Here is a 25,420-nt window from a genome sequence, read left to right as displayed (position 1 = left end):
ATGGCTTTTTTCGCCCTGGGTGACATAACATCTGGCTGGTCACATTGTGGCTGGTAGCAGTAAAAATTCTGAATATACCTGGAGGTTTTCATGGCTGTCGCTGCCAACAAACGTTCGGTAATGACGCTGTTTTCTGGTCCTACTGACATCTATAGCCATCAGGTCCGCATTGTGTTGGCTGAAAAGGGTGTTAGTTTTGAGATCGAACATGTGGAAAAGGACAATCCACCTCAGGATCTGATTGACCTCAACCCGAATCAAAGCGTTCCGACACTGGTGGATCGTGAGCTGACCCTGTGGGAATCTCGCATCATTATGGAATATCTGGATGAGCGTTTCCCTCATCCGCCGCTGATGCCGGTTTATCCGGTCGCGCGCGGTGAAAGCCGTCTGTACATGCACCGTATTGAAAAAGACTGGTATACGCTGATGAACGTCATCGTAAACGGGTCTGCTTCCGAGGCCGACTCTGCGCGTAAACAACTGCGTGAAGAGCTGCTGGCGATTGCGCCGGTATTTGGTCAGAAACCGTATTTCCTGAGCGACGAATTCAGCCTGGTTGATTGCTACCTGGCGCCTCTCTTGTGGCGTTTACCGCAGTTGGGTATTGAATTCAGCGGCGCAGGGGCGAAAGAGCTGAAAGGCTATATGACCCGCGTCTTTGAACGTGATTCTTTCCTGGCTTCTTTAACCGAAGCTGAACGTGAAATGCGCCTCGGTCGGGGTTAACCTGTATGGATTTGTCACAGTTGACGCCGCGTCGTCCTTACTTGTTGCGTGCTTTTTACGAGTGGTTGCTGGATAACCAGTTGACCCCGCATCTGGTGGTGGATGTGATGCTGCCTGGCGTGCATGTCCCTATGGAATATGCGCGCGATGGGCAAATCGTCCTTAATATTGCGCCACGGGCGGTAGGTAATCTGGAGCTGTCTAATGATGAAGTGCGTTTTAATGCGCGCTTCGGCGGCGTTCCCCGTCAGGTTTCTGTGCCTTTGGCTGCGGTGCTGGCGATTTACGCCCGTGAAAACGGCGCAGGCACCATGTTTGAGCCTGAAGCCGCCTATGATGAAGACGTTGTCAGCTTAAATGATGATGACAATACCGCAGGCGCGGAAAGCGAGACCGTGATGTCCGTCATTGATGGCGATAAGCCCGACCACGATGACGACAGTAGTCCTGATGACGAGCCGCCTCCGCCGCGTGGCGGACGTCCGGCGCTACGCGTAGTAAAATAATCAACAGGCCCGGAAGGGCCTGTTTTGTTTGGTCTCCTCGCGGGTTCACCCTGCTTTTGAAGCTGTGTTACGATAAGCTTGCTATTATTTGCCACCGACCACTCATGAATGGACGTTATGAACGCATTTGATTCGCAAGCAGAAGATTCACCGACATCCCTCGGGCGTAGTTTGCGCCGCCGTCCGCTGGCGCGTAAAAAACTGTCTGAAATGGTTGAGGAAGAGCTGGAGCAGATGATCCGCCGTCATGAGTTTGGCGAGGGAGAACAGCTACCGTCTGAACGTGAATTAATGGCCTTCTTCAATGTGGGACGTCCCTCTGTGCGTGAAGCGTTAGCTGCGCTGAAGCGTAAAGGCCTGGTGCAAATCAATAACGGCGAACGCGCCCGCGTCTCGCGCCCCTCTGCTGATACCATCATCAGCGAACTGTCGGGTATGGCGAAAGATTTTCTTACTCATCCTGGCGGCATCGCTCACTTTGAACAGCTACGGCTTTTCTTTGAATCCAGCCTGGTACGCTATGCGGCGGAACATGCCACCGACGAGCAGATCGCGTTGTTAACGAAAGCACTGGAAATTAATAGCCAGTCGCTGGATGACAACGCGCTGTTTATTCGTTCGGATGTCGAGTTTCACCGGGTGCTGGCTGAAATTCCCGGCAATCCAATCTTTATGGCTATTCATGTTGCTCTGCTGGACTGGCTAATCGCCGCTCGCCCAAGCGTTCCCGATCGTGAGCTGCATGAACATAATAACTTGAGTTATCAACAGCATATTGTGATTGTTGATGCCATTCGCCAGCGAGATCCCGATAAAGCGGATCGCGCTCTGCAAACCCACCTCAATAGCGTTTCCGCTACCTGGCACGCGCTCGGTAAAAAAAGTCAAAAAATGCGGTAGCGATCGCGCCTCCGATCCCAGTTTAGTGAAGCAGATCGCACTATAAGCGTTCTGTATTATTTGCTGCTTATTTGATCTGGTATAACAGGTATAAAGGTAGGTAGTTAATATATTCATCATCCGTAGAGGTAGGTATGGCAAAAGCATTGCAAGGCGTAATGGCGGCGTTGTTGACCCCATTTGATCATCAGCAGCAACTGGATAGCGAAAGCCTGCGCCGTCTGGTGCGTTTTAACATCGGGCAGGGTATCGACGGGCTGTACGTTGGCGGTTCCACCGGGGAAGCATTCGTACAGAGCCTTGCTGAAAGAGAGCAGGTACTGGAGATTGTCGCCGAAGAGGCGAAGGGAAAAATCACGTTGATTGCCCATGTCGGGACGGTAAGCACCGCAGAAAGCCAGCAGCTTGCCAGCGCCGCAAAGCGTTACGGTTTTGATGCGGTCTCTGCGGTGACGCCTTTTTATTACCCTTTCAGTTTTGAAGAGCACTGTGACCATTATCGGGCAATCATTGATTCCGCAGATGGATTGCCGATGGTGGTATACAACATTCCGGCGTTAAGCGGTGTAAAACTTACCCTCGATCAGATCAATACGCTGGTGACATTACCGGGCGTGAGCGCGCTGAAGCAAACCTCCGGCGATCTCTTCCAGATGGAGCAGATCCGCCGCGCGCATCCGGATCTGGTGCTGTACAACGGTTATGACGAAATCTTCGCTTCCGGTCTGCTGGCGGGCGCGGACGGCGGTATCGGCAGCACATACAACATTATGGGCTGGCGTTATCAGGGGATTGTTCAGGCATTACGTGAGGGCGATGTGGCGAAAGCGCAGCGTCTGCAAACCGAGTGCAATAAGGTTATTGATTTACTGATTAAAACCGGCGTATTCCGCGGCCTGAAAACGGTCCTGCATTATATGGACGTGGTATCGGTGCCGCTGTGTCGTAAACCGTTCGCGCCTGTTGATGAAAAATACCTGCCGGCGCTCAAGGCGCTGGCTCAACAACTGATGGAAGAAAAGGCGTAACAGCATAATGCCGGGGGCGCTACGCTTGCCCGGCCTACAACAGTGCGAACAGTAGGCCGGATAAGGCGGAGCCGCCATTCGGCATAACGACAACAAAAATCGTCGGGAGAGTAAAATGAGTACTTCTACCCAGAACATCCCGTGGTATCGCCATCTCAACCGGGCGCAATGGCGGGCATTTTCCGCTGCCTGGCTGGGATATCTGCTTGATGGTTTTGATTTTGTGTTGATTGCTCTTGTACTGACTGAGGTACAAAGCGAATTTGGGCTGACGACAGTACAGGCGGCAAGCCTGATTTCTGCGGCTTTTATCTCTCGCTGGTTCGGCGGGTTATTACTGGGCGCGATGGGCGATCGCTATGGGCGTCGTCTGGCGATGGTCAGCAGCATCATTCTGTTTTCGGTGGGAACCCTGGCCTGCGGGTTTGCGCCCGGTTACACCACCATGTTCATCGCCCGACTGGTGATTGGTATGGGCATGGCGGGCGAATATGGTTCCAGCGCGACCTATGTGATTGAAAGCTGGCCAAAACATTTACGCAATAAAGCCAGCGGTTTTCTGATTTCCGGCTTCTCCGTCGGCGCGGTCGTTGCCGCGCAGGTGTACAGCCTGGTGGTGCCTGTCTGGGGCTGGCGCGCGCTGTTTTTCATTGGCATTTTGCCAATTATCTTCGCCCTCTGGCTGCGGAAAAACATTCCAGAAGCGGAAGACTGGAAAGAGAAACACGCGGGTAAAGCGCCGGTACGCACGATGGTTGACATTCTTTATCGGGGCGAACATCGCATCATCAACATTTTAATGACCTTCGCCGCCGCTGCTGCGCTGTGGTTCTGCTTTGCCGGTAACCTACAAAATGCTGCGATTGTGGCGGGGCTGGGACTACTGTGCGCGGTTATCTTTATCAGTTTTATGGTGCAGAGCAGCGGTAAACGCTGGCCCACTGGCGTCATGCTGATGCTGGTGGTACTGTTTGCTTTCCTCTATTCCTGGCCGATTCAGGCGCTATTACCTACTTATCTGAAAACCGAGCTGGCCTACGATCCGCATACGGTGGCGAATGTCCTGTTCTTTAGCGGATTTGGCGCGGCGGTTGGTTGCTGCGTAGGCGGTTTTCTTGGCGACTGGCTGGGAACGCGTAAAGCCTATGTCTGTAGCCTGCTGGCCTCGCAAATCCTCATTATTCCGGTCTTTGCGATTGGCGGCACAAACGTCTGGGTTCTGGGTCTGCTACTGTTTTTCCAACAGATGTTGGGGCAGGGGATTGCCGGGATTCTGCCGAAACTGATCGGCGGTTACTTCGATACCGATCAGCGCGCGGCGGGGCTGGGCTTTACTTATAACGTCGGCGCGCTCGGCGGCGCGCTGGCGCCGATCCTGGGAGCACTGATCGCTCAACGTCTGGATCTGGGCACTGCGCTGGCATCGCTCTCTTTCAGCCTGACGTTTGTCGTGATCCTGCTTATTGGGCTTGATATGCCGTCTCGCGTACAGCGTTGGCTACGTCCGGAAGCGTTACGCACCCACGATGCTATCGACGACAAACCGTTCAGCGGAGCCGTACCGCTTGGCAGTGGTAAAGGTGCCTTTGTAAAAACGAAAAGTTAATCCGCTTGCCCGGTTTTAAACCGGGCAATATTTGTAAGGGAGTAGTATGTCGTTACTTGAACAACTGGATAAAAATATTGCCGCTTCTGGCGGCCTGATTGTCTCCTGCCAGCCCGTTCCGGGCAGTCCGCTGGATAAGCCGGAGATTGTAGCGGCAATGGCGTTGGCGGCGGAACAGGCGGGCGCGGTTGCGGTGCGTATTGAAGGCATAGACAACCTGCGCGTGGCCCGCTCGCTCGTTTCGGTACCCATTATCGGCATTATCAAACGCGACCTGGATGAGTCTCCAGTGCGCATTACCCCTTTTCTCGACGATGTAGATGCGCTGGCGCAGGCCGGCGCAAATATTATCGCCGTTGATGGAACCGCTCGGCAACGGCCGGTAGCCGTTGAGGCGTTGTTGACGCGCATTCATCACCACCATCTACTGGCGATGGCCGACTGCTCATCCGTGGACGATGGTCTCGCCTGTCAACGGTTGGGCGCGGACATTATCGGCACGACGATGTCCGGCTACACCACCCCCGATACGCCGGAGGAACCCGATCTGCCCTTAGTCAAAGCGTTGCATGACGCCGGATGCCGGGTAATAGCCGAAGGGCGCTATAACTCGCCAGCACTGGCGGCGGAGGCGATCCGTTATGGCGCATGGGCGGTGACGGTGGGGTCCGCCATTACCCGTCTGGAACATATCTGTGGATGGTATAACGACGCATTAAAAAAGGCGGCGTCATGACTACGTTAGCAATCGATATTGGCGGTACTAAACTTGCCGCCGCGCTCATCGACAACAACTTGCGCATTAGCCAGCGTCGCGAGCTACCGACCCCCGCAAGCAAAACGCCGGATGCGTTACGTGAAGCATTAAAGGCGCTGGTTGAACCGCTACGGGCGGAGGCGCGTCAGGTAGCGATAGCTTCTACCGGGATCATTCAGGAAGGGATGCTGCTGGCGCTAAACCCCCATAATCTGGGCGGCTTGCTACACTTTCCGTTAGTACAAACACTGGAAACGATCGCAGGCCTGCCGACGCTGGCGGTGAACGACGCGCAGGCGGCGGCCTGGGCGGAGTATCACGCGCTCCCTGATGATATCCGCGATATGGTATTTATCACCGTTTCAACCGGCGTTGGCGGCGGCGTTGTCTGCGACGGCAAGCTCCTTACCGGAAAAGGCGGTCTGGCCGGGCATCTGGGACACACCCTGGCGGACCCACATGGGCCTGTATGCGGCTGTGGACGCGTTGGCTGCGTAGAGGCCATCGCCTCCGGACGAGGGATGGCCGCGGCGGCGCGGGACGATCTGGCGGGATGCGACGCCAAAACCCTATTTATTCGCGCTGGCGAAGGTCATCAGCAGGCGCAACATCTGGTAAGTCAATCCGCGCAGGTAATAGCGCGAATGATCGCCGATGTGAAAGCGATTACCGACTGCCAGTGTGTGGTCATTGGCGGTAGCGTAGGGTTAGCTGAGGGATACCTGGAGCAGGTTCGCGCTTTTTTGATGCAAGAGCCTGCGCCTTATCACGTGGCGCTGAGCGCCGCTCGCTATCGGCATGACGCAGGATTATTAGGCGCTGCTTTGTTAGCTCAAGGAGACACATTATGATGATGGGGGAAGTACAGTCGTTGCCTTCTTGCGGGTTGCATCCGCGACTGCTGGATGCCTTGACTCTCGCGCTGGCGGCAAGGCCGCAGGAGAAAGCGCCGGGGCGCTATGAATTGCAGGGCGACAATATCTTTATGAATGTAATGCAGTTAACGACGCAAATGCCGGCCGAGAAGAAAGCGGAATTGCATGAACAATACATTGATATTCAGCTACTACTAACCGGCGTCGAGCGTATTGCGTTTGGGATGTCCGGTGCCGCTCGCCAGTGCGAGGAGATGCACGTTGAAGAGGATTACCAGCTTTGTAGTCAAATTGCCGACGAGCAGACTATTACGCTGCAAGCGGGGATGTTTGCTGTGTTTATGCCAGGAGAACCGCATAAACCGGGATGTGCAGTGGGTGAGCCGGATGACATCAAGAAAGTGGTAGTGAAAGTACGCGCCAGTCTGCTGGCGGCCTGAATCTCTTGCCGGAGCAGTCTTCCGAACGCAGCCCCTTACGGGCTGCGTGGTGAATGTGCCGGAGAGCGCGGGTATGACGGGTTAACGCTTAAACGTCACGGCTTCCGGCTGGGGCAGGTGCAGCGTCGTCTGGCTCGGCACCGTCTCGGCAATTACCCGCCCGTGGCGAATCGAGTAACGGGCAGGCGTCTGGCGACGTACCGCATCGAATCCATTCTCAGCGGGTAAGATAACCAGATTCGCGGCATTGCCGACGCTCAGACTGTAGTCCTGTAAATGCAGGGTTTTTGCGCTGTGGGTAGTGATCAGATTTAACCCATCGTTGATTTGCCCATACCCCATCAACTGGCAAACGTGTAACCCCATATGCAGCACCTGCAGCATATTTGCCGTGCCTAATGGATACCACGGATCGAAGACGTCATCATGGCCAAAGCAGACGTTGATCCCCGCTTCCAGCATCTCTTTCACTCGCGTGACGCCACGACGTTTCGGGTAAGTGTCAAACCGCCCTTGCAGATGAATATTCACCAGCGGGTTGGCGACGAAGTTAATCCCCGACATTTTCAACAGGCGGAACAGGCGTGACGCATACGCGCCGTTGTACGAGTGCATAGCCGTGGTGTGGCTGGCGGTCACGCGCGACCCCATGCCATCACGATGCGCCAGCGCCGCGACCGTTTCGACAAAGCGAGACTGCTCGTCATCAATTTCGTCGCAGTGCACATCGATCAAGCGATCGTATTTCTGCGCCAGGGCGAAGATTTTGTGCAGCGATTCAACGCCATATTCCCGCGTGAACTCAAAGTGCGGAATGGCGCCAATAACGTCAGCGCCCAAACGCACGGCTTCCTCTAACAGCGCTTCACCGTTGGGATAAGACAGAATACCTTCTTGCGGAAAGGCGACAATTTGCAGGTCTACCCACGGCGCAACCTCTTGCTTCACTTCCAGCATGGCTTTCAGCGCGGTGAGCGTAGGATCTGAAACGTCAACGTGAGTACGAACGTACTGGATGCCGTTAGCCATCTGCCATTTCAGGGTCTGCATCGCGCGCGCTTTCACATCTTCATGCGTGAGCATTGCTTTACGTTCTGCCCAGCGCTCAATCCCTTCAAACAGTGTGCCGGACTGGTTCCAGCTCGGTTCACCCGCCGTTTGCGTGGTATCCAGGTGGATATGTGGCTCAACAAACGGTGGAATAGCCAGACCGCCTTCGGCATCAAGCACTTCGCCCTGCGGTAACGATGCGGCTTCCTGAGGCTCAATTCGGCTAAAGCGCCCGTTTTCAATCGTAATCTGCCATAATCCTTCGTGTCCCTGCAGACGCGCCTGACGAATGGTGATGTTATTGTTCTGCATGGCTGACCTCTGGTGATTTAGCAAGGCTGCGGTTGAAAAGTGGATTCAGCAGGATATAGCTGAAGACGCCGCCGAGTACGGCGTTGACGGGCACAATACCAGGAACATAATGTCCGGCGGCGATGCCCAGCGCGACGGAAAGAATAGCAATCCAGTTAACGGGAATAAAGCGCACGGTGTTGAAGTCGGCATAGCGGCGGCGGTTCAACAGATAGTCGGCAATAATCACTCCGCCAATCGGTGGGATGGCAGATGACAGGAACGTCAGCCAGCCGACAAAATTATTGTAAAGCCACAGCGCGCACACGGTACCGATAATCCCGTTCACCACCGACAGCGTGCGGCTGGAAAGACCGGTAATATTGGCGAAGCCCAGACCCGATGCGTACAGCGCGTTATCGTTGGTGGTCCAGATATTCAGGCCGAGCACCACAATCGCGGGCAGCAGCAGCCCCTGCGCTATCATCACGTCAGAGATATCCGCCTGACCGACGGCGGCAGCGCCTGCCGCGCCAAAGATAAACATCAGCGAGTTGCCGAGGAAAAAAGCGACCATCGCAATCAGTACGGCGCTTTTGGCATGACGCCCGAAGCGGACGAAGTCGGCGGTCAATGTACCGGCGCTGACAAACGAGCCCACCACCAGCGCCAGCGCGCTGGAAAAATCCAGCGGCGTCTGCGGCACTATCGTTTTTAAATGCTCCAGCCCACCCACGCCGCTGACCGCCAGCCAGACGGAGTAGCTGCCCAGAATCACGATCGCGGGTACGGCAATGATAGACAAAATGGTCAACGCCGAGATGCCGAAAAAAATGGTCAGGGTCATCAGTAGACCCGAAACGGCAATCAGAATATTGGCATCAATGCCCGTCGCTTTACTGACCGGAATAGCGAACATCGCTACGCCAACGCCAAACCAGCCCACTTGAGTACCGCCTAGCAGCAGCGAGGGAAGCCATGAGCCTTTAACGCCAAAGGAGTAACGTGCAAGGAGGTGGGTGGAGAGTCCGGTTTTTGCGCCGATGTAACCAAGAAATGCAGTGTAGATACCGAGGAGGAGATTACCGAAGAGAACTGCGAGGAAGAAATCATTATAAGAAAGACCGGTGCCGAGTGTCCCTCCGGTCCACATACTGGCGGAAAAAAACGTTAAACCCAACATGACAAACGTCAGTGGAATCACGCCCTTCCGCGCCGCCAGAGGGACGGGGCCCTGGCTATAATTGTTGTCCTGCGACACAACGCCTCCATGAATTTTGCCCAAAAAATCCGCCGCATAATATACAGTTCTCAGAATAAAGCAAACGTTTTCGTATGATATTTTTTTGATAATTATTCATGGCATTAATTGTTCGCTAGTTTTTCTCCGTTGTCAGTGAACCACCGCGTGTGAGTTGAGTTTCCAGCATGGTTTGCGAACGAATAAGTTCGTCTGTGAGTAATTTTTCGTCGGGCAACTGCACTTTGTACTCGCTCGCCATGATGGTGTTTGGCAGGCCAGTCAGCGCGTAATGCGCTTCCCCCGCGCCTTTCCCTGCGCACAAAACCAGGCCGACTGGCGGGTTTTCTCCGGGCATTGTCCAGTGCTCTTTGGCATAGTTCAGGTACATATTCATCTGCCCGGCATCCGCATAACCGAATTTGCCTACCTTCAGGTCAACGAGCAACAGGCAGCGCAAGCGACGATGGAAGAACAGCAGATCGACGCGGAACCAGCTATCGTCTATGCGTAGTCGGCGTTGGCGGCCAACAAAAGCAAAATCGTCACCAAGCTCCAGCATAAAGTCCATCAGGTGGCTGAGCAGCGCGTCTTCGAGATCTGATTCGGAATACTCGTCCTTCAGGTTAAGAAATTCCAGAATGAACGGGTCGCGTATAGCTTGCTCCGGCAAAACGTTTGGCTCGGCGGGTGCAGGCTGCTGCAACATGGCGGATTTGTCGTGGGACAGTAGTGTTCGTTCGTAAAACTGCGTCGCGATTTGCCGATCGAGTTGCCTAACTGACCAGCCGTTACGTAGCGTCTCTTTCTCGTAAAAAGTGCGGGCATCGTTATCTTTCACCGACAGCAGACGCACATAAGCTGACCAGGGAAGAGGGAATGTTTTGGCGAGCGGTATGAGATTTGAAGATTCCGCAGACAGTGTCTGCGGGATTTCAATATGTTGAAAACAAAGATAAAATGTACGAATTTGCCATAGGTTTCTGGTGGAAAAACCGCGCTTATAGCGCTGACTTAAATCTACCGATAATCGTTCGATGAGCTGAGTGCCATAGGCCGCTCGCGCTTCTCCTCCCTGTTCAAATTCGACAATGCGTCGGCCAATTTCCCAGTAGGTGGCAGTCATAATGGCATTGATGCTGCGCACGGTCTCGGTACGTGCCGTATCGACCAGACGAATAATGCCGTCATGGATTTGCTGATATTCATCAGACTGTGGCGCTAAAGTTGGATTCGTCATGTCATCCCTTACGTGATAGTTTCATTGTGAAATTAGAACGCTATCAATACGCTTCAGGCGTAAACGGATCAATCCATGAACGGATTTTACATGGCATTACATCTCGATTTACGAGCGGGTTTCCAGAATCGGCAGGAGAGATATTGAGGAGAGGAATATCGGCTCCCCAGCCATCAGCACAAGGCATCAACCGGGGAGCCGGAAGGGTTACACTTCGAGGTAGTTCATAATCCCGTCAGCCGCCTTACGGCCTTCGGCAATCGCCGTCACCACCAGATCGGAACCGCGCACGATGTCGCCACCGGCGAAGATTTTCGGGTTGCTGGTCTGGAAAGCATTATCGCTGCGTTCCGGCGCGATAATTCGTCCCTGCGAGTCCAGTTCCACGCTGTGTTTCGCCAGCCATTCCATGCTGTGTGGACGAAAACCAAACGCCATCACCACCGCATCAGCCGGAACCACATGCTCGGAACCGGCGACGATCTCCGCCCGCCGACGGCCTTTGGCATCCGGTTCGCCCATTTCAGTGCGCACCATTTTTACGCCGCTCACTTTGCCGTTGGCATTGACTTCAATGCCCAGCGGTTGAACGTTAAACTGAAATTCGACACCTTCCTCGCGCGCGTTCTTCACTTCGCGTCTGGAGCCCGGCATGTTCTCTTCATCACGACGATAAGCACAGGTTACGTGCGTTGCGCCCTGACGAATGGAGGTACGTACGCAGTCCATTGCGGTGTCACCACCGCCCAGCACCACCACGCGTTTGCCTTCCATGCTGACATATGGTTCGTCGCTAGTTTCGCCAAACCCCATGATCTGCTTCGTATTGGCGATCAGGAACGGCAGAGCGTCGAAAACCCCGTCCGCATCTTCATTTTCCAGCCCGCCGCGCATCGACTGATAGGTGCCGACGCCAAGGAATACCGCATCGTAATCTTTCAGCAGATCTTCAACCTGTACATCACGACCCACTTCGGTATTAAGTTTGAACTCAATACCCATGCCGGTGAAGATCTCGCGACGGCGGGTCATCACCTCTTTTTCCAGTTTGAAAGCTGGAATACCGAAGGTCAGCAGGCCGCCGATTTCCGGATGGCGATCAAAGACCACCGCCTTCACGCCGTTGCGGGTCAGCACGTCGGCGCACGCCAGCCCTGCCGGACCTGCGCCGATTATCGCTACCCGTTTGTCCGTCTGGCGTACGCCGGTCATATCCGGGCGCCAGCCCATCTCAAACGCTTTATCGTTGATATAGCGCTCAATGTTACCGATGGTCACTGCGCCGAACTCATCGTGCAGCGTACAGGAGCCTTCGCACAGGCGGTCCTGCGGGCAGACGCGGCCACACACTTCCGGCAGGGTGTTGGTCTGGTGCGATAGCTCAGCCGCCTCAAAAATACGCCCTTCGTTAGCCAGTTTCAGCCAGTTCGGGATGTAGTTATGTACCGGACATTTCCACTCGCAGTAGGGGTTCCCGCAGGACAAACAGCGATCCGCCTGGGCTTTCGCCTGACCTTCAGAAAACGGTTCGTAGATTTCAACAAACTCGATCTTACGGATCTTCAGCGGTTTCTTCGGCGGATCAACGCGCTGCAGGTCGATAAATTGATAAACATTCTGGCTCATTTCAATTCCTTACTGCGCCTGCACGCGCAATTCTGCCGCACTACGACTACGGTGGCCCAACAGGGCTTTGACATCGCTGGACTTGGGCTTAACTAACGCGAATTGGGTTGAGAAGCTTGACCACCTGGACAGGATCTCTTCGCCGCGTTGCGAACCAGTATGTTGCACGTGCTCGGTGATCAGGCCGCGCAGATGCTCTTCGTGGATAGCCAGCGAATCAACGTCCAGTACTTCTACCAGTTCCGGGTTCACGCGTTTACGGAATTCGCCATCTTCGTCCAGCACATAGGCGAAGCCGCCGGTCATCCCCGCGCCGAAGTTAACGCCGGTTTTACCCAGCACGCAGACGATGCCGCCGGTCATGTATTCACAGCCGTTGTCGCCGATGCCCTCTACTACGGTAATCGCCCCGGAGTTACGCACGCCGAAACGTTCGCCCGCGCGGCCCGCCGCGTACAGACGGCCACCGGTCGCTCCATACAGGCAGGTGTTGCCGATGATGCTGGCTTTATGGCTGAGGAAGGCGGAACCTACCGGTGGTCTGATGGCGATCAAACCGCCTGCCATACCTTTACCGACATAGTCGTTGGCATCGCCAGTCAGATATAACTCCACGCCGCCCGCGTTCCACACGCCAAAGCTCTGGCCTGCGGTACCGCTGAAGTGCGCTTTAATCGGATCGGAAGCTAGCCCCTGATCGCCGTGGGTCTGTGCGATGTAGCCGGAAAGCGACGCGCCGACGGAACGATCGGTGTTGCGGATGTCGAACCAGAAGGTTTTGCTCTGGCGCGCATCGACAAATGGCTTCGCCTGCTGCAACAGTTGCGCATTCAGCACGCCGTTATCAAACGGCGGGTTATTCTCGGTGCAGTACAGCGCTTTACCCGGATGAGGTTCAGCGGTTTCCAGTAGACGAGACAGCGCCAGCTTCTGCTGTTTAGCGGTGAAGCCCTCCAGCTCTTTAAGCAGGTCGGTGCGGCCAATCAAATCCACCAGGCGGGTCACGCCAAGTGAAGCCATTAGCTCGCGCACTTCGCGGGCGATAAATTCAAAGTAGTTAGTCACTTTGAACGGCAGGCCGTGATAGTGGTTCTTACGCAGCTTGTCATCCTGAGTTGCTACGCCGGTTGCGCAGTTGTTCAGATGGCAAATGCGCAGGTATTTACAGCCCAGCGCCACCATCGGGCCGGTGCCGAAGCCGAAACTTTCCGCACCGAGAATCGCCGCTTTAATGATATCGACGCCGGTTTTCAGACCGCCGTCCACCTGCAGACGAATCTTGTGACGCAGACCGTTAGCGACCAGCGCCTGCTGGGTTTCAACAAGTCCGAGTTCCCACGGGCAGCCAGCGTATTTCACCGAAGAGAGCGGGCTGGCGCCAGTACCGCCGTCGTAACCGGCGATAGTAATCAGATCCGCATAGGCTTTCGCCACGCCGGTCGCGATGGTGCCGACGCCCGGTTCGGACACCAGCTTCACGGAGATCATCGCCTTCGGGTTGACCTGTTTGAGGTCGAAAATGAGCTGCGCTAAGTCCTCGATAGAGTAAATATCGTGGTGCGGCGGCGGGGAGATCAGCGTCACGCCCGGCACTGAATAGCGCAGTTTAGCGATATACGGGGTGACTTTATCCCCCGGCAACTGACCGCCTTCGCCCGGTTTCGCGCCCTGCGCGACTTTAATCTGAATCACATCGGCATTGACCAGGTACGCTGGCGTCACGCCAAAGCGACCAGAGGCCACCTGTTTGATACGCGACACTTTATTGGTGCCGTAGCGCGCAGGGTCTTCACCGCCTTCGCCGGAGTTGGAGTTGCCGCCGAGGCTGTTCATCGCTTCCGCCAGCGCTTCGTGCGCTTCCGGACTTAATGCGCCGATAGACATGGCTGCGGTATCAAAGCGTTTAAACAGCTCACTGGCGGGCTCAACCTCGTCAATAGTCACCGCCTCGCCGTCTGGATGTATCGCCAGCAGATCGCGCAGCGTTGCCGCCGGACGCTCATTGACCAGTTTGGCGTATTCCTGATAATCGCTGTACTCTCCGCTCTGTACCGCCTGTTGCAGGGTACGCACGACATCCGGGTTATAGGCATGATATTCGCCGCCGTGGACGTACTTCAACAGGCCGCCAGGGCTAATGGGTTTGCGCGCCAGCCAGGCGCGTTTGGAGAGATTCAGCAGATCCTGCTGGAAGTCATCAAAGCTCGCGCCGCCGATACGGCTGACCACGCCCTGGAAGCACAGGTTTACCACATCATCGTGCAGCCCGACCGCTTCAAACAGTTTGGAGCAGCGGTAAGAGGCAATGGTCGAAATGCCCATTTTGGACATAATCTTGTACAGCCCCTTGTTGATGCCGTTACGGTAGTTCTGCATCACGGTACGGTAGTTTTTAGCGATGGCCTGGGTATCAATCAGGCGCCCCAGCGTTTCGTAGGCCAGGTACGGATAGATGGCCGTTGCGCCAAAGCCGAGCAGTACCGCAAAGTGATGCGGATCGCGGGCGCTTCCGGTTTCTACGATGATGTTGGCGTCGCAGCGCAGGCTTTGTTCCACCAGACGCGTTTGCACCGCGCCCACCGCCATCGGCGCGGGGACCGGCAGGCGATTCTTACCGATATTGCGATCCGAGAGGACCAGCAGCACGGTGCCGTTACGCACCATCTGTTCCGCTTTATCGCACAGCGCCTTAACCGTCGCGTCCAGTGTGGTTTCGGTGACATCAAAGGTAATATCAAGCCAGTCGGCGCGGTAGTGATGCTCGCTCATGGTGGTGAGCTGTTTGAAATCGGAGTACAGCAGAATTGGCGATTTAAAACTCAGGCGATGGGCCTGACCTTCCGCTTCGCAGAAGACGTTCATTTCGCGACCGATGCTGGTGGCGAGCGACATGACGTGCGCTTCACGCAGCGGGTCGATAGGCGGGTTAGTGACCTGCGCGAACTGTTGGCGGAAGTAGTCGTAAATAATACGCGGCTGGCTGGAGAGCACGGCAAAGGGGGTGTCGTCGCCCATTGAGCCGACGGCTTCCTGGCCGTTTTCGCCCAACACGCGGATAACCGAGTCCAGCTCTTCGGCGCTGTAGTTAAACTGTTTCTGATAGCTGGCGAGCAGGTCATCGTCCAGTTCGCGGCTACCGACTTCTTCATCTGGCAACTTTTCAAACGGCACCAGACGGCGAACATTCTTTTCCATCCACGCTTTATACGGATGGCGGCTTTTCAGATCGTCATCGGTTTCCGCGGAATGCAGAATACGTCCGCCGCGGGTGTCGATCACCATCAGTTCGCCTGGGCCGACGCGGCCTTTCTCGACCACTTCATCCGGCTGATAGTCCCAGATACCGACTTCGGAGGCGCAGGTGATCAGCTTATCTTTGGTAATGACATAGCGTGCCGGGCGCAGGCCGTTACGGTCAAGGTTACAGGCGGCGAAGCGCCCGTCGGACATCACGATGCCTGCCGGACCGTCCCACGGCTCCATATGCATGGAGTTAAAGTCAAAGAAGGCGCGCAGATCCTGGTCCATATCGGGGTTGTTCTGCCAGGCGGGCGGCACCAACAGGCGCATGGCGCGGATAATGTCCATCCCGCCTGCCAGCAGCAGTTCCAGCATGTTGTCCAGCGAGCTGGAATCCGAACCGGTTTCGTTAACAAACGGCGCAGCGGACTGTAAATCCGGGATCAGCGGCGTCTGGAATTTATAGGTACGGGCGCGCGCCCACTGGCGGTTGCCAGTGATAGTGTTAATCTCGCCGTTATGCGCCAGGTAGCGGAACGGCTGCGCCAGCGGCCAACGCGGCACGGTGTTAGTGGAAAAGCGCTGGTGGAACAGGCAGATGGCCGATTCCAGACGCAGATCCGCAAGATCCAGGTAGAAGCGCGGCAGATCCGCCGGCATACACAGACCTTTATAAATGTTGACCAGATTCGACAGGCTGCATACGTAGAAATCTTTGTCGTCCTGCAGACGTTTTTCAATGCGTCGGCGGGCGATAAACAGACGGCGCTCCATATCGCGCGGACGCCAGCCCGCCGGAGCGTTGACAAAAATCTGCTCAATACGCGGCAGGGAGGAGAGGGCGATTTCACCGAGCACGCCTTCATTGTTTGGCACATCGCGCCAGCCGACAATCGACAGGGTTTCCTGCTGTAATTCTTCTTCGACAATATGGCGTGACGCGGCGGCCAGTTCAGGATCTTTATTCAAAAAGATCATCCCGACGGCGTAGTTTTTGGCTAAGCGCCAGCCGCGCTCTTCGGCCACGATGCGAAAGAAACGGTCAGGTTTTTGTAACAGCAAGCCGCAACCGTCGCCGGTTTTACCGTCGGCAAGGATCGCCCCACGGTGCTGCATCCGGGCCAGCGCGTGTATGGCGGTACGCACTACCTTGTGGCTAGGTTCGCCTTCTATGTGGGCGATCAGGCCGAAACCACAGTTATCCTTCTCAAGGGATTTATCGTACAACATATCAGTGAACCTCCCCAGGCTCTACGGGACGCTCTCCCAACCGACGGCGCGCGGGCACAGCAAGAGCATGGCGACGGGGCTGGCGCATCATACGCTTACCTCGCATTCGCCCTCTTTGTGTCCTTTGCGCATTGGTAAATACGGTTAAGAGGGAATCTCAATTACTGCATAAATATGATGAGCAGACGGCTCATCCAGAAAGCTTCCAGCGGATCCCCAACTTATCGGGAATCCACACCCAGGTCAAATGGCAAACTGATTTATGCAAAAGTGTGCTGTAGCACAGATAACTTTTTGAATATATTGAAATTAAAAGGTTTTTTATAGAGTGGCTGCTAATACGGAGCGGCAGAAAGCCTGTGATCTGTCTCACTATAAGAGCCGCTCGCCAGACGTTATCTGACCTTGCTTTTTCAAAAATCTTGGCATTTTATGCTGTTTTAAGCGTGAGCAGTATTGAATGCTACTGTTTTTATCGATGACCCAGCAAACGCTGAAAAAAGAGGGGAATATCAGGAAAAATCATCAGCGGGATTATGAATGAAATATCGTTTATTTTGCTTGATTATGCAATGGATAAAAGCCTTCCGGGACGATTGATCCAGGTCATCGCCAAAGGAGACTAAAAATGGCAGGCTTTGGCCTCTTTTTAAGAGGCGGTCTATCAGATTATGCAGTTACAGAAATTAGTCAATATGTTTGGTGGGGATCTTTTACGTCGGTATGGGCAAAAGGTTCATAAGCTGACGCTTCATGGCGGTTTTAGCTGCCCTAATCGCGACGGTACCATCGGGCGTGGCGGTTGCACCTTCTGTAATGTCGCCTCTTTTGCCGATGAGGCGCAGCAGCATCATTCGATTGCCGAGCAGCTTGCGCATCAGGCGCATCTGGTGAACCGCGCTAAACGCTATCTGGCCTATTTCCAGGCCTACACCAGCACCTTTGCGGAAGTGCAGGTGCTGCGTTCCATGTATCAACAGGCGGTCAGCCAGGCCAGTATCGTCGGGTTATGTGTCGGTACGCGTCCGGATTGCGTCCCTCAGGCAGTAGTAGATTTACTGTGTGAATATAAAGATCAAGGCTACGAGGTGTGGCTGGAACTGGGATTGCAAACCGCGCACGATAAAACCCTGCACCGAATTAACCGCGGGCATGACTTCGCCTGCTATCAGCGTACCACCCGGATTGCCCGGGAGCGCGGGCTGAAAGTGTGCGCGCATCTGATTGTGGGGCTGCCGGGAGAAGGGCAGGCAGAATGCCTGCAAACCATGGAGCGTGTGGTGGAGACGGGCGTAGACGGTATTAAACTGCATCCGCTACATATTGTGAAAGGCAGTACGATGGCCAAAGCCTGGGAAGCGGGGCGGCTGAACGGCATCGAACTGGAAGACTACACGCTAACGGCAGGTGAGATGATTCGTCATACGCCGCCGGAGATAATTTATCACCGGATTTCAGCCAGCGCTCGCCGTCCGACGCTGCTTGCCCCGCTGTGGTGTGAGAATCGCTGGACGGGGATGGTTGAGCTGGACAAATACCTGAATGGGCATGGCGTACAGGGCTCTGCGCTGGCCCGTCCCTGGATACCACCTGTAGCGTAGCGTGATGAGGGGCGCTACGCATATTTCGCACAATATTCAACGCGGTTCCCATAATTGGGTATTATGTGCGAAGTTGTGGTGAAGGAATCCTCTATGAAGCAAATTCGTATGCTGGCGCAATACTATGTCGACCTGATGATGAAATTGGGTCTGGTGCGCTTTTCCATGCTCCTGGCGTTGGCATTGGTGGTGCTGGCGATTGTCGTGCAGATGGCGGTGACCATGGTGCTGCATGGTCAGGTTGAAAGTATCGACGTTATTCGTTCCATCTTTTTTGGCCTGTTAATTACGCCCTGGGCGGTCTATTTCTTATCCGTTGTTGTTGAACAACTGGAAGAGTCAAGGCAGCGACTGTCGCGTCTGGTGCAAAAGCTGGAGGAGATGCGCGAGCGCGATCTCAAGCTTAACGTACAGTTGAAGGACAATATTGCCCAGCTTAATCAGGAAATTGCCGATCGCGAAAAAGCGGAAGCGGAGCTGCAAGAGACATTTGAACAGCTAAAAGTAGAAATTAAAGAGCGTGAAGAGGCGCAAATCCAGCTAGAACAGCAATCCTCTTTTCTGCGCTCCTTTCTGGACGCCTCGCCGGATTTGGTTTTTTATCGTAATGAGGATAAAGAATTTTCCGGCTGTAACCGCGCAATGGAATTGCTAACCGGCAAGAGCGAAAAACAGCTGGTACATTTGAAGCCGGAAGATGTGTACTCTCCCGAAGCGGCGGAGAAAGTCATTGAAACCGACGAAAAAGTATTCCGCCATAACGTCTCCCTGACCTATGAACAGTGGCTGGATTATCCGGACGGACGAAAGGCCTGCTTTGAAATTCGTAAAGTGCCTTATTACGACCGTGTCGGTAAACGTCATGGCCTGATGGGATTTGGCCGTGATATTACCGAACGTAAGCGTTATCAGGACGCGCTGGAGCGCGCCAGCCGCGACAAGACCACGTTTATCTCTACCATCAGTCATGAACTGCGCACCCCGCTTAACGGCATCGTCGGTTTAAGCCGCATCCTGCTGGATACCGATCTCACCGCCGAACAGGAAAAATACCTTAAGACAATCCATGTCTCCGCCGTGACGTTAGGCAATATTTTCAATGATATCATTGATATGGATAAGATGGAGCGGCGTAAGGTTCAGCTTGATAACCAACCGGTTGATTTCACCAGCTTTATGGCCGATCTGGAAAACCTTTCCGGTTTGCAGGCGCAGCAAAAAGGGCTACGTTTTGTGCTTGAGCCGACGCTGCCGCTGCCGCACAAAGTTATTACCGACGGAACGCGTCTGCGCCAGATTTTATGGAATTTGATCAGCAATGCGGTGAAGTTTACTCAGCAGGGCCAGGTGACGGTGCGGGCGCGCTATGATGAAGGCGACATGCTGCACTTTGAAGTGGAAGATTCCGGGATCGGCATTCCGCAGGATGAGCAGGATAAAATTTTCGCCATGTATTATCAGGTGAAAGACAGTCATGGCGGTAAGCCGGCGACGGGTACCGGTATCGGGCTGGCGGTCTCCCGTCGGCTGGCGAAAAATATGGGCGGCGATATTACCGTTTCCAGTCTGCCGGGCAAAGGATCGACCTTTACGCTAACGGTCCATGCGCCAGCGGTGGCGGAAGAGGTGGAGGACGCCTTTGATGAAGACGACATGCCGCTGCCCGCGCTGCATGTTCTGCTGGTCGAAGATATTGAACTGAACGTGATTGTGGCGCGTTCAGTACTGGAAAAACTGGGTAACAGCGTGGATGTCGCGATGACCGGCAAGGCGGCGCTGGAGATGTTCGCGCCGGGCGAATATGACTTGGTCTTACTGGATATTCAGCTACCGGATATGACGGGGCTGGATATTGCCAGAGAACTGACCCGTCGCCACACGCGGGAAGATTTACCGCCGCTGGTAGCGCTTACGGCTAACGTTCTGAAAGATAAAAAAGAGTATCTGGACGCTGGTATGGACGATGTGCTGAGTAAGCCGCTGTCGGTGCCAGCCTTAACCGCGATGATTAAAAAATTCTGGGATGCCACCGATAAAGAGGAGAGTACCGTGACGCCTGAAGAGAGCGATAAAGCGCAAGCGCTGCTGGATATCCCGATGCTGGAACAATACATCGAGTTGGTTGGGCCTAAATTGATCACCGACGGCCTCGCGGTGTTTGAAAAAATGATGCCTGGCTATTTAAGCGTGCTGGAGTCCAATCTGACGGCGCGTGACAAAAAAGGCGTCGTTGAGGAAGGGCATAAGATTAAAGGCGCCGCCGGTTCGGTAGGGCTGCGTCATCTGCAACAACTTGGCCAGCAAATCCAGTCGCCGGATCTTCCCGCCTGGGAAGATAATGTCGCGGAGTGGATTGAAGAGATGAAGCAGGAGTGGCAGCACGATGTCGCGGTGCTGAAAGCCTGGGTGGCAAACGCGGAAAAAAAATGACCCCGGTTTGACCGGGGTGCGCGAATACTGCGCCAACACCAGGGAAATCGTGGCTGCGCCGTGCTTATTATGATGATGTCAAAGGCGCAGTCCTGTTTTCAGGCCGCACGCAGTTAAGATAGCAAATCCTAAATGATTTGTTACATGAATCATTTAAATGTGTGAAGCGTAGCATTTTAATCAAAATTATTAATGGGCTTGAGTCGGTTGCAGGAGGATGTTCACCATGAAAAAAATTGGCGTAGTGCTCAGCGGATGCGGCGTCTATGACGGCGCCGAAATTCATGAGGCCGTTCTGACGCTGTTGGCCATTGCCCGCAGCGGCGCGCAGGCTGTCTGCTTCGCGCCGGATAAACCACAAGCGGATGTTATTAATCACCTGACCGGCGAAGCGATGGCGGAAACGCGTAACGTTCTGATTGAGGCGGCGCGTATTACGCGGGGCGATATTCGTCCCCTGTCCCAGGCTCAGCCAGAGGAACTGGATGCGCTCATTGTGCCTGGCGGTTTCGGCGCGGCGAAGAACCTGAGTAATTTCGCCAGCCAGGGGAGCGAATGCCGGGTGGATAGCGATGTCGTCGCGCTGGCGAAGGCCATGCACCAGTCCGGCAAGCCGCTGGGATTCATCTGTATCGCGCCCGCAATGTTGCCGAAAATCTTTGACTTCCCGCTACGTCTGACAATAGGGACGGATATTGATACCGCTGAAGTACTTGAAGAGATGGGCGCCGAACACGTACCTTGCCCGGTTGATGATATCGTTGTGGATGAGGATAACAAGGTCGTGACCACCCCTGCCTATATGCTGGCGCAGGATATCGCCCAGGCGGCAAGCGGCATTGATAAATTAGTGTCGCGCGTGCTGGTTCTGGCGGAATGAGCAAACGACGCATCGCGCCGTTAAGGTTTTTGCGCCGTCTACTTTTACGTATCCTTGCTGCGCTCGCCGTCTTTTGGGGCGGCGGCATTGCGCTGTTTAGCGTGGTTCCGGTGCCTTTTTCGGCGGTGATGGCGGAACGGCAGATTAGCGCCTGGCTGAGTGGAGAGTTCGGTTATGTGGCGCATTCTGACTGGGTCAGTATGGCGGATATCTCGCCGTGGATGGGGCTGGCGGTAATTGCGGCGGAAGACCAGAAGTTCCCTGAGCACTGGGGCTTTGATGTTCCGGCGATTGAAAAAGCGCTGGCGCATAATGAGCGGAATGAGAGCCGTATTCGCGGCGCCTCTACGCTTTCGCAGCAAACGGCGAAAAATCTCTTTTTATGGGATGGACGCAGTTGGCTGCGCAAAGGTCTGGAGGCTGGGCTAACGCTGGGCATTGAAACTGTCTGGAGCAAAAAGCGCATCCTCACGGTTTATCTGAATATCGCGGAGTTTGGCGATGGTATTTTTGGCGTGGAGGCTGCGGCACAACGGTATTTTCATAAACCTGCCAGTCGCTTGAGTGTGTCTGAAGCCGCGTTGCTGGCGGCGGTATTGCCAAATCCGTTACGCTATAAGGCGAATACGCCTTCTGGCTATGTGCGTAGCCGGCAGGCGTGGATTATGCGCCAGATGCGCCAACTGGGCGGGGAATCTTTTATGACGCGCAACCAGCTTAATTAATTTTGCTGAATGGCGGCGCGAACGCCTTATCCGGCCTGCGATCCGTGTCGTCCAGGCCTGATAAGCACAGGCCATTAAGCTTCGTGAGAAGTAAGCGCCAGCCGTTTCTTGTCTTTTGGCTGCGCGTCCCTCTCCAGGGCAACGGCCAGTGCAGGCTGGGCGATAAACCGCTGCCACACTCTCTCCAGTTTGCGTTCACAGCACCATGTTGACCAGGTCGCCAGCGGGATAAAGGTACTTTCCCCCAGATTGTCGCAAACCACCGGAACCACTTCTGACTCGCTGATACGCTGGCACAGGATGTTTTGCGGCTTCAGCGACATCGTCACAATATGGTTATCCAGCAGGTAACGTTTCAGTTTTTTCAGTAGCCGCCGCAGGACAGCGACATCCTCTTCATAACGACATTGCGCGGCGAACTCGGTCAGGGTAATAGAGGGCGCGCCGTTGAAATCGGTAATCATGTCGTAGACATAGCCGGTGCCGCAATCGGTTTCTACCGTGCCGTAATAACGGGGGATAGCGCTCCAGTCTGTCAGGTAGCGGGACAGATGCGCATAGTAGCTCAGTTCACGCCGAATCTCTTTATCACCGCCGTGGTTACGGTTGTAAATGACTTTTATGCAACGCCGGGCATTATCCGGATGCGTATAGCATTTACGATGTCGACCGGTGCCCAGCGGAGTCTGTTTGGATAAGAAGATCATGGCAAGTCCTGGAAAAATTTATTCACATAAATTTAGTATGGACAAAGAACTTAAATAAAACCTAAACGAAATTTTTTAAGGTTTTCTTAATGTTTTTATGCATAGGTAAAGCGCACGAAATGTACAAATCTTACGAAAGGGTGGGGCTGCGGGATAAGTGGCAGGCAGGCGTAACACGCCCGGTTTTGGGATGATTGTCATCAAATACCGGGACGGCGTTGGGGAAAATAGGGTATATGAGGAGGTTTAGTCTTCGTCAAAGCCGGAATTGAACAGCGCGATAACCGCCGCCAGCGCTTCAACTTCTTGCGGGCCGGTGGCTTCAATTTCGATCTGACGCCCTTTGGCGGAGTCGAGCATTAACAGCGCGATGACGCTGTTCGCTTCCGCTTCGGTGCCTTCGTCATTGCGTAATAGCACCTCGGCGTCAAAACCCTGCATCAGTTCGAAAAGCTTCATGGCAGGCCGGGCATGCATGCCCAGCTTATTGGTGACTTCAACAGTTTGCTTTACGGTCATGTTTTGCGTTTTTCCAGCGTGCGATGGCGAGACTGGACATTTTTACCGCGCGAGCGGAAGTAGTCTGCCAGCTGTTCTGCAATATACACCGAACGGTGTTTCCCGCCGGTACAACCGATAGCGACGGTAAGGTAGCTGCGGTTGTTGGTCTCCAGCATCGGTAACCATAGCTCAAGATAGCTGCGAGTCTGATAGATAAAATTGTGAACTTCTGTGTGTCGGTCAAGAAACGCGGCTACCGGCTTATCAAGCCCGGTCATGGGGCGCAGTTTTGGGTCCCAGTGCGGGTTGGGCAGAAAGCGGACATCAAACACATAGTCCGCATCAATCGGGATACCATGTTTAAAGCCGAAGGACTCAAATACCATCGTCAGTTCGCGCTCGCGTTTGCCCAACAGCCGGGTACGCAGCATCTCCGCCAGCTCATGGACGGACATTTCTGAAGTGTCGACGATCAGATCCGCACGTGAGCGTAACGGCTCCAGCAAGTCACTCTCTTTATCGATCGCACTCTCTAAAGAAAGATTTTTGCTGGAAAGCGGATGCAAACGGCGCGTGTCGCTGTAGCGGCGAATCAAGGTATTGCGGTCGGCATCAAGAAACAGCAATTGCGGCGAGAAAGCGCCAGGCAGATTATTCATCGCCTGTTCAAAAATCTCAGGTGATTCAGGCATATTGCGCACATCAATGCTGACGGCGGCGGAAATCTGGCGATCGGCCAGCGTTCGCGCCAGATCGGGCAACAGCACGACGGGGAGGTTATCCACGCAGTAAAATCCCATATCTTCCAGCGCGCGCAGAGCGACAGATTTACCTGATCCGGAACGCCCGCTGACGATCATCAGTACCATGTACCGTTTCTCCTCACAACGACAGAAAGAAATGCCATTGAGTTGTTATGCCTCATTCTGCTCACCTTCGGTGTCAGTAATGATTTGATACAGCTCTTCATCATTCAGCGCCGCGCGCAGGCGGCGGCAGATCGTTTTATCCGCCAGACGTTTCGCTACCAGCGACAGCGTGTGCAGATGCGTTTTAGTTTGATCGGCGGGCACCAGCAGGGCGAAGAGGAGATCGACCGGCTGGTTATCGATGGCGTCGAACGCGATCGGCGTTTCGAGCTGAACGAACACGCCGACGGCGCGTAAGGTATCTTCTTCCAGTTTCCCGTGCGGGATGGCGATACCATTACCAATACCGGTACTGCCCATTTTTTCGCGTGTCAGAATGGCTTCAAACACGACCTGAGGAGGTAAACTGAGCTGTTTTGCCGCCAGTTCGCTGATGATTTCCAGCGCGCGTTTCTTACTCTGACAATGAACGCCGCTACGCGTACACTCCTGGTTAAGTACACTGCTCAGTTGTAGAGTCGTATCGTTATTTATCATAATTTCACCTAAGAACCTGTCCTGTCAGGTTGATGGCCAGGTTCGGAGCGCTAACTGTACAAATGGCCCGTTGTGTCACACAACAGGCCGTCCTGCACTGGCTAACTGCCCGGACAATTAGTGTTGTTTCAGTTTATCTTTATGCCTGGTTAACTGCCTTGCCAGTTTATCAATCAAGCCGTCAATGGCGGCATACATATCCTGGCCTTCCGCGCTGGCGTGAATTTCGCCGCCGTTAACGTGTAGCGTCGCATCCGAGATATGCGTGACCTTCTCCACTTTCAACACCACGTATACCTGATTAATCCGCTCAAAATACTGTTCAAGTTTGGCGAATTTCGTCGTCACAAATTCACGCAGGGCTTCAGTAATTTCGACATTATGTCCGGTGATATTGAGCTGCATAGTGTCT

General features: G+C 54.4%; 22 protein-coding genes. 12 read left to right on the top strand and 10 right to left on the bottom strand.

The window, feature by feature from the left end; genetic code table 11:
* Positions 1 to 90 precede the first annotated feature (90 nt).
* The 8 genes from sspA (at position 91) to nanQ (ending at position 6,841) form a co-directional block, all read left to right on the top strand.
* Positions 91 to 729: a stringent starvation protein SspA gene (gene sspA, locus NA389_RS16770; RefSeq protein WP_000257298.1), complete on the top strand. Its 639-nt coding sequence runs from the start codon at positions 91 to 93 to the stop codon at positions 727 to 729.
* 5 nt (positions 730 to 734) lie between these two features.
* Positions 735 to 1,235, top strand: coding sequence for a ClpXP protease specificity-enhancing factor (gene sspB, locus NA389_RS16765; RefSeq protein ID WP_000366112.1), 501 nt, complete (start codon positions 735 to 737; stop codon positions 1,233 to 1,235).
* 108 nt (positions 1,236 to 1,343) lie between these two features.
* Positions 1,344 to 2,135 (top strand): transcriptional regulator NanR, encoded by a 792-nt coding sequence (gene nanR, locus NA389_RS16760; RefSeq protein WP_000382923.1) that lies wholly within the window; start codon positions 1,344 to 1,346, stop codon positions 2,133 to 2,135.
* 134 nt (positions 2,136 to 2,269) lie between these two features.
* On the top strand, positions 2,270 to 3,163 hold the full coding sequence (gene nanA, locus NA389_RS16755) for an N-acetylneuraminate lyase (RefSeq protein ID WP_001029667.1): 894 nt from the start codon (positions 2,270 to 2,272) through the stop codon (positions 3,161 to 3,163).
* Positions 3,164 to 3,278: 115 nt separating this feature from the next.
* Entirely contained in the window at positions 3,279 to 4,769 is a 1,491-nt protein-coding gene (gene nanT, locus NA389_RS16750) for a sialic acid transporter NanT (RefSeq protein ID WP_000108071.1), read from the top strand.
* A 46-nt stretch (positions 4,770 to 4,815) separates the two neighbouring features.
* Entirely contained in the window at positions 4,816 to 5,505 is a 690-nt protein-coding gene (locus NA389_RS16745; protein WP_000054449.1) for an N-acetylmannosamine-6-phosphate 2-epimerase, read from the top strand.
* Positions 5,502 to 6,377: an N-acetylmannosamine kinase gene (gene nanK, locus NA389_RS16740; protein ID WP_000208979.1), complete on the top strand. Its 876-nt coding sequence runs from the start codon at positions 5,502 to 5,504 to the stop codon at positions 6,375 to 6,377. The genes NA389_RS16745 and nanK overlap by 4 nt, the downstream gene beginning before the upstream one ends.
* Positions 6,374 to 6,841 (top strand): N-acetylneuraminate anomerase, encoded by a 468-nt coding sequence (gene nanQ, locus NA389_RS16735; protein WP_000979900.1) that lies wholly within the window; start codon positions 6,374 to 6,376, stop codon positions 6,839 to 6,841. Before nanK ends, nanQ begins: the two co-directional genes overlap by 4 nt.
* Before the next feature lie 81 nt (positions 6,842 to 6,922).
* Here the strand turns inward: nanQ and NA389_RS16730 are convergent, their stop codons facing one another.
* From NA389_RS16730 to gltB, 5 genes are all read right to left on the bottom strand, one after another.
* Positions 6,923 to 8,203 carry a cytosine deaminase gene (locus NA389_RS16730; protein WP_001180675.1) on the bottom strand — a complete coding sequence of 427 codons (1,281 nt, stop codon included), beginning with the start codon at positions 8,201 to 8,203 and terminating at the stop codon, positions 6,923 to 6,925.
* Entirely contained in the window at positions 8,190 to 9,443 is a 1,254-nt protein-coding gene (gene codB, locus NA389_RS16725; protein ID WP_000076263.1) for a cytosine permease, read from the bottom strand. Before codB ends, NA389_RS16730 begins: the two co-directional genes overlap by 14 nt.
* A 115-nt stretch (positions 9,444 to 9,558) precedes the next feature.
* Positions 9,559 to 10,662, bottom strand: a complete 1,104-nt coding sequence (locus NA389_RS16720; protein ID WP_000184303.1) for a PDDEXK nuclease domain-containing protein — start codon at positions 10,660 to 10,662, stop codon at positions 9,559 to 9,561.
* A 207-nt stretch (positions 10,663 to 10,869) separates the two neighbouring features.
* On the bottom strand, positions 10,870 to 12,288 hold the full coding sequence (gene gltD, locus NA389_RS16715; RefSeq protein WP_000081639.1) for a glutamate synthase subunit GltD: 1,419 nt from the start codon (positions 12,286 to 12,288) through the stop codon (positions 10,870 to 10,872).
* Between the two features lie 9 nt (positions 12,289 to 12,297).
* The gene (gene gltB / locus NA389_RS16710; RefSeq protein WP_000965005.1) at positions 12,298 to 16,758 is read right to left on the bottom strand and encodes a glutamate synthase large subunit; all 4,461 of its coding nucleotides are present in this window, start codon (positions 16,756 to 16,758) and stop codon (positions 12,298 to 12,300) included.
* A 671-nt stretch (positions 16,759 to 17,429) separates the two neighbouring features.
* Between gltB and NA389_RS16705 the strand changes: the two genes are divergently transcribed.
* The 4 genes from NA389_RS16705 to mtgA all read left to right on the top strand — a co-directional run bounded on the left by NA389_RS16705 (position 17,430) and on the right by mtgA (position 22,394).
* Positions 17,430 to 18,359 (top strand): TIGR01212 family radical SAM protein, encoded by a 930-nt coding sequence (locus NA389_RS16705; protein WP_001176882.1) that lies wholly within the window; start codon positions 17,430 to 17,432, stop codon positions 18,357 to 18,359.
* 93 nt (positions 18,360 to 18,452) lie between these two features.
* Complete coding sequence (gene arcB / locus NA389_RS16700; RefSeq protein WP_000809819.1) at positions 18,453 to 20,789, top strand: aerobic respiration two-component sensor histidine kinase ArcB; 2,337 nt, start codon at positions 18,453 to 18,455, stop codon at positions 20,787 to 20,789.
* A 226-nt stretch (positions 20,790 to 21,015) separates the two neighbouring features.
* The gene (elbB, locus tag NA389_RS16695; protein WP_000719811.1) at positions 21,016 to 21,669 is read left to right on the top strand and encodes an isoprenoid biosynthesis glyoxalase ElbB; all 654 of its coding nucleotides are present in this window, start codon (positions 21,016 to 21,018) and stop codon (positions 21,667 to 21,669) included.
* Positions 21,666 to 22,394 (top strand): monofunctional biosynthetic peptidoglycan transglycosylase, encoded by a 729-nt coding sequence (mtgA, locus tag NA389_RS16690; RefSeq protein ID WP_000044640.1) that lies wholly within the window; start codon positions 21,666 to 21,668, stop codon positions 22,392 to 22,394. The genes elbB and mtgA overlap by 4 nt, the downstream gene beginning before the upstream one ends.
* A 74-nt stretch (positions 22,395 to 22,468) precedes the next feature.
* Here mtgA and yrbL read toward each other — a convergent pair whose 3' ends face one another.
* The 5 genes from yrbL to hpf all read right to left on the bottom strand — a co-directional run bounded on the left by yrbL (position 22,469) and on the right by hpf (position 25,413).
* Positions 22,469 to 23,101 (bottom strand): PhoP regulatory network protein YrbL, encoded by a 633-nt coding sequence (gene yrbL / locus NA389_RS16685; RefSeq protein WP_000576807.1) that lies wholly within the window; start codon positions 23,099 to 23,101, stop codon positions 22,469 to 22,471.
* A gap of 246 nt (positions 23,102 to 23,347) precedes the next feature.
* Positions 23,348 to 23,620, bottom strand: coding sequence for a PTS phosphocarrier protein NPr (gene npr, locus NA389_RS16680; protein ID WP_000216797.1), 273 nt, complete (start codon positions 23,618 to 23,620; stop codon positions 23,348 to 23,350).
* Complete coding sequence (rapZ, locus tag NA389_RS16675; RefSeq protein ID WP_000243749.1) at positions 23,617 to 24,471, bottom strand: RNase adapter RapZ; 855 nt, start codon at positions 24,469 to 24,471, stop codon at positions 23,617 to 23,619. Before rapZ ends, npr begins: the two co-directional genes overlap by 4 nt.
* Before the next feature lie 45 nt (positions 24,472 to 24,516).
* A complete protein-coding gene (ptsN, locus tag NA389_RS16670) occupies positions 24,517 to 25,008 on the bottom strand; it encodes a PTS IIA-like nitrogen regulatory protein PtsN (RefSeq protein ID WP_000609332.1) in 492 nt (163 codons plus the stop codon).
* Between the two features lie 117 nt (positions 25,009 to 25,125).
* Positions 25,126 to 25,413, bottom strand: coding sequence for a ribosome hibernation promoting factor (gene hpf, locus NA389_RS16665; protein WP_001176589.1), 288 nt, complete (start codon positions 25,411 to 25,413; stop codon positions 25,126 to 25,128).
* Positions 25,414 to 25,420: the final 7 nt, after the last annotated feature.

Origin of the sequence: Salmonella sp. NW645, assembly GCF_051703725.1 — a bacterium.
Lineage (GTDB): Bacteria > Pseudomonadota > Gammaproteobacteria > Enterobacterales > Enterobacteriaceae > Salmonella > Salmonella enterica.
The sequence above is the reverse complement of the archived record's forward strand: the minus strand, read 5'-3'. Positions and strand labels throughout refer to the sequence as shown.

What these genes read in the sequence shown, in the direction of transcription:
- sspA (WP_000257298.1), top strand. Translation starts at nt 91, where the DNA reads ATGGCTGTCGCTGCCAACAAACGTTCGGTAATGACGCTGTTTTCTGGT.
- sspB (WP_000366112.1), top strand. Translation starts at nt 735, where the DNA reads ATGGATTTGTCACAGTTGACGCCGCGTCGTCCTTACTTGTTGCGTGCT.
- nanR (WP_000382923.1), top strand. Translation starts at nt 1,344, where the DNA reads ATGGACGTTATGAACGCATTTGATTCGCAAGCAGAAGATTCACCGACA.
- nanA (WP_001029667.1), top strand. Translation starts at nt 2,270, where the DNA reads ATGGCAAAAGCATTGCAAGGCGTAATGGCGGCGTTGTTGACCCCATTT.
- nanT (WP_000108071.1), top strand. Translation starts at nt 3,279, where the DNA reads ATGAGTACTTCTACCCAGAACATCCCGTGGTATCGCCATCTCAACCGG.
- NA389_RS16745 (WP_000054449.1), top strand. Translation starts at nt 4,816, where the DNA reads ATGTCGTTACTTGAACAACTGGATAAAAATATTGCCGCTTCTGGCGGC.
- nanK (WP_000208979.1), top strand. Translation starts at nt 5,502, where the DNA reads ATGACTACGTTAGCAATCGATATTGGCGGTACTAAACTTGCCGCCGCG.
- nanQ (WP_000979900.1), top strand. Translation starts at nt 6,374, where the DNA reads ATGATGATGGGGGAAGTACAGTCGTTGCCTTCTTGCGGGTTGCATCCG.
- NA389_RS16730 (WP_001180675.1), bottom strand. Translation starts at nt 8,203, where the DNA reads ATGCAGAACAATAACATCACCATTCGTCAGGCGCGTCTGCAGGGACAC.
- NA389_RS16720 (WP_000184303.1), bottom strand. Translation starts at nt 10,662, where the DNA reads ATGACGAATCCAACTTTAGCGCCACAGTCTGATGAATATCAGCAAATC.
- gltD (WP_000081639.1), bottom strand. Translation starts at nt 12,288, where the DNA reads ATGAGCCAGAATGTTTATCAATTTATCGACCTGCAGCGCGTTGATCCG.
- gltB (WP_000965005.1), bottom strand. Translation starts at nt 16,758, where the DNA reads ATGTTGTACGATAAATCCCTTGAGAAGGATAACTGTGGTTTCGGCCTG.
- NA389_RS16705 (WP_001176882.1), top strand. Translation starts at nt 17,430, where the DNA reads ATGCAGTTACAGAAATTAGTCAATATGTTTGGTGGGGATCTTTTACGT.
- arcB (WP_000809819.1), top strand. Translation starts at nt 18,453, where the DNA reads ATGAAGCAAATTCGTATGCTGGCGCAATACTATGTCGACCTGATGATG.
- elbB (WP_000719811.1), top strand. Translation starts at nt 21,016, where the DNA reads ATGAAAAAAATTGGCGTAGTGCTCAGCGGATGCGGCGTCTATGACGGC.
- mtgA (WP_000044640.1), top strand. Translation starts at nt 21,666, where the DNA reads ATGAGCAAACGACGCATCGCGCCGTTAAGGTTTTTGCGCCGTCTACTT.
- yrbL (WP_000576807.1), bottom strand. Translation starts at nt 23,101, where the DNA reads ATGATCTTCTTATCCAAACAGACTCCGCTGGGCACCGGTCGACATCGT.
- npr (WP_000216797.1), bottom strand. Translation starts at nt 23,620, where the DNA reads ATGACCGTAAAGCAAACTGTTGAAGTCACCAATAAGCTGGGCATGCAT.
- rapZ (WP_000243749.1), bottom strand. Translation starts at nt 24,471, where the DNA reads ATGGTACTGATGATCGTCAGCGGGCGTTCCGGATCAGGTAAATCTGTC.
- ptsN (WP_000609332.1), bottom strand. Translation starts at nt 25,008, where the DNA reads ATGATAAATAACGATACGACTCTACAACTGAGCAGTGTACTTAACCAG.
- hpf (WP_001176589.1), bottom strand. Translation starts at nt 25,413, where the DNA reads ATGCAGCTCAATATCACCGGACATAATGTCGAAATTACTGAAGCCCTG.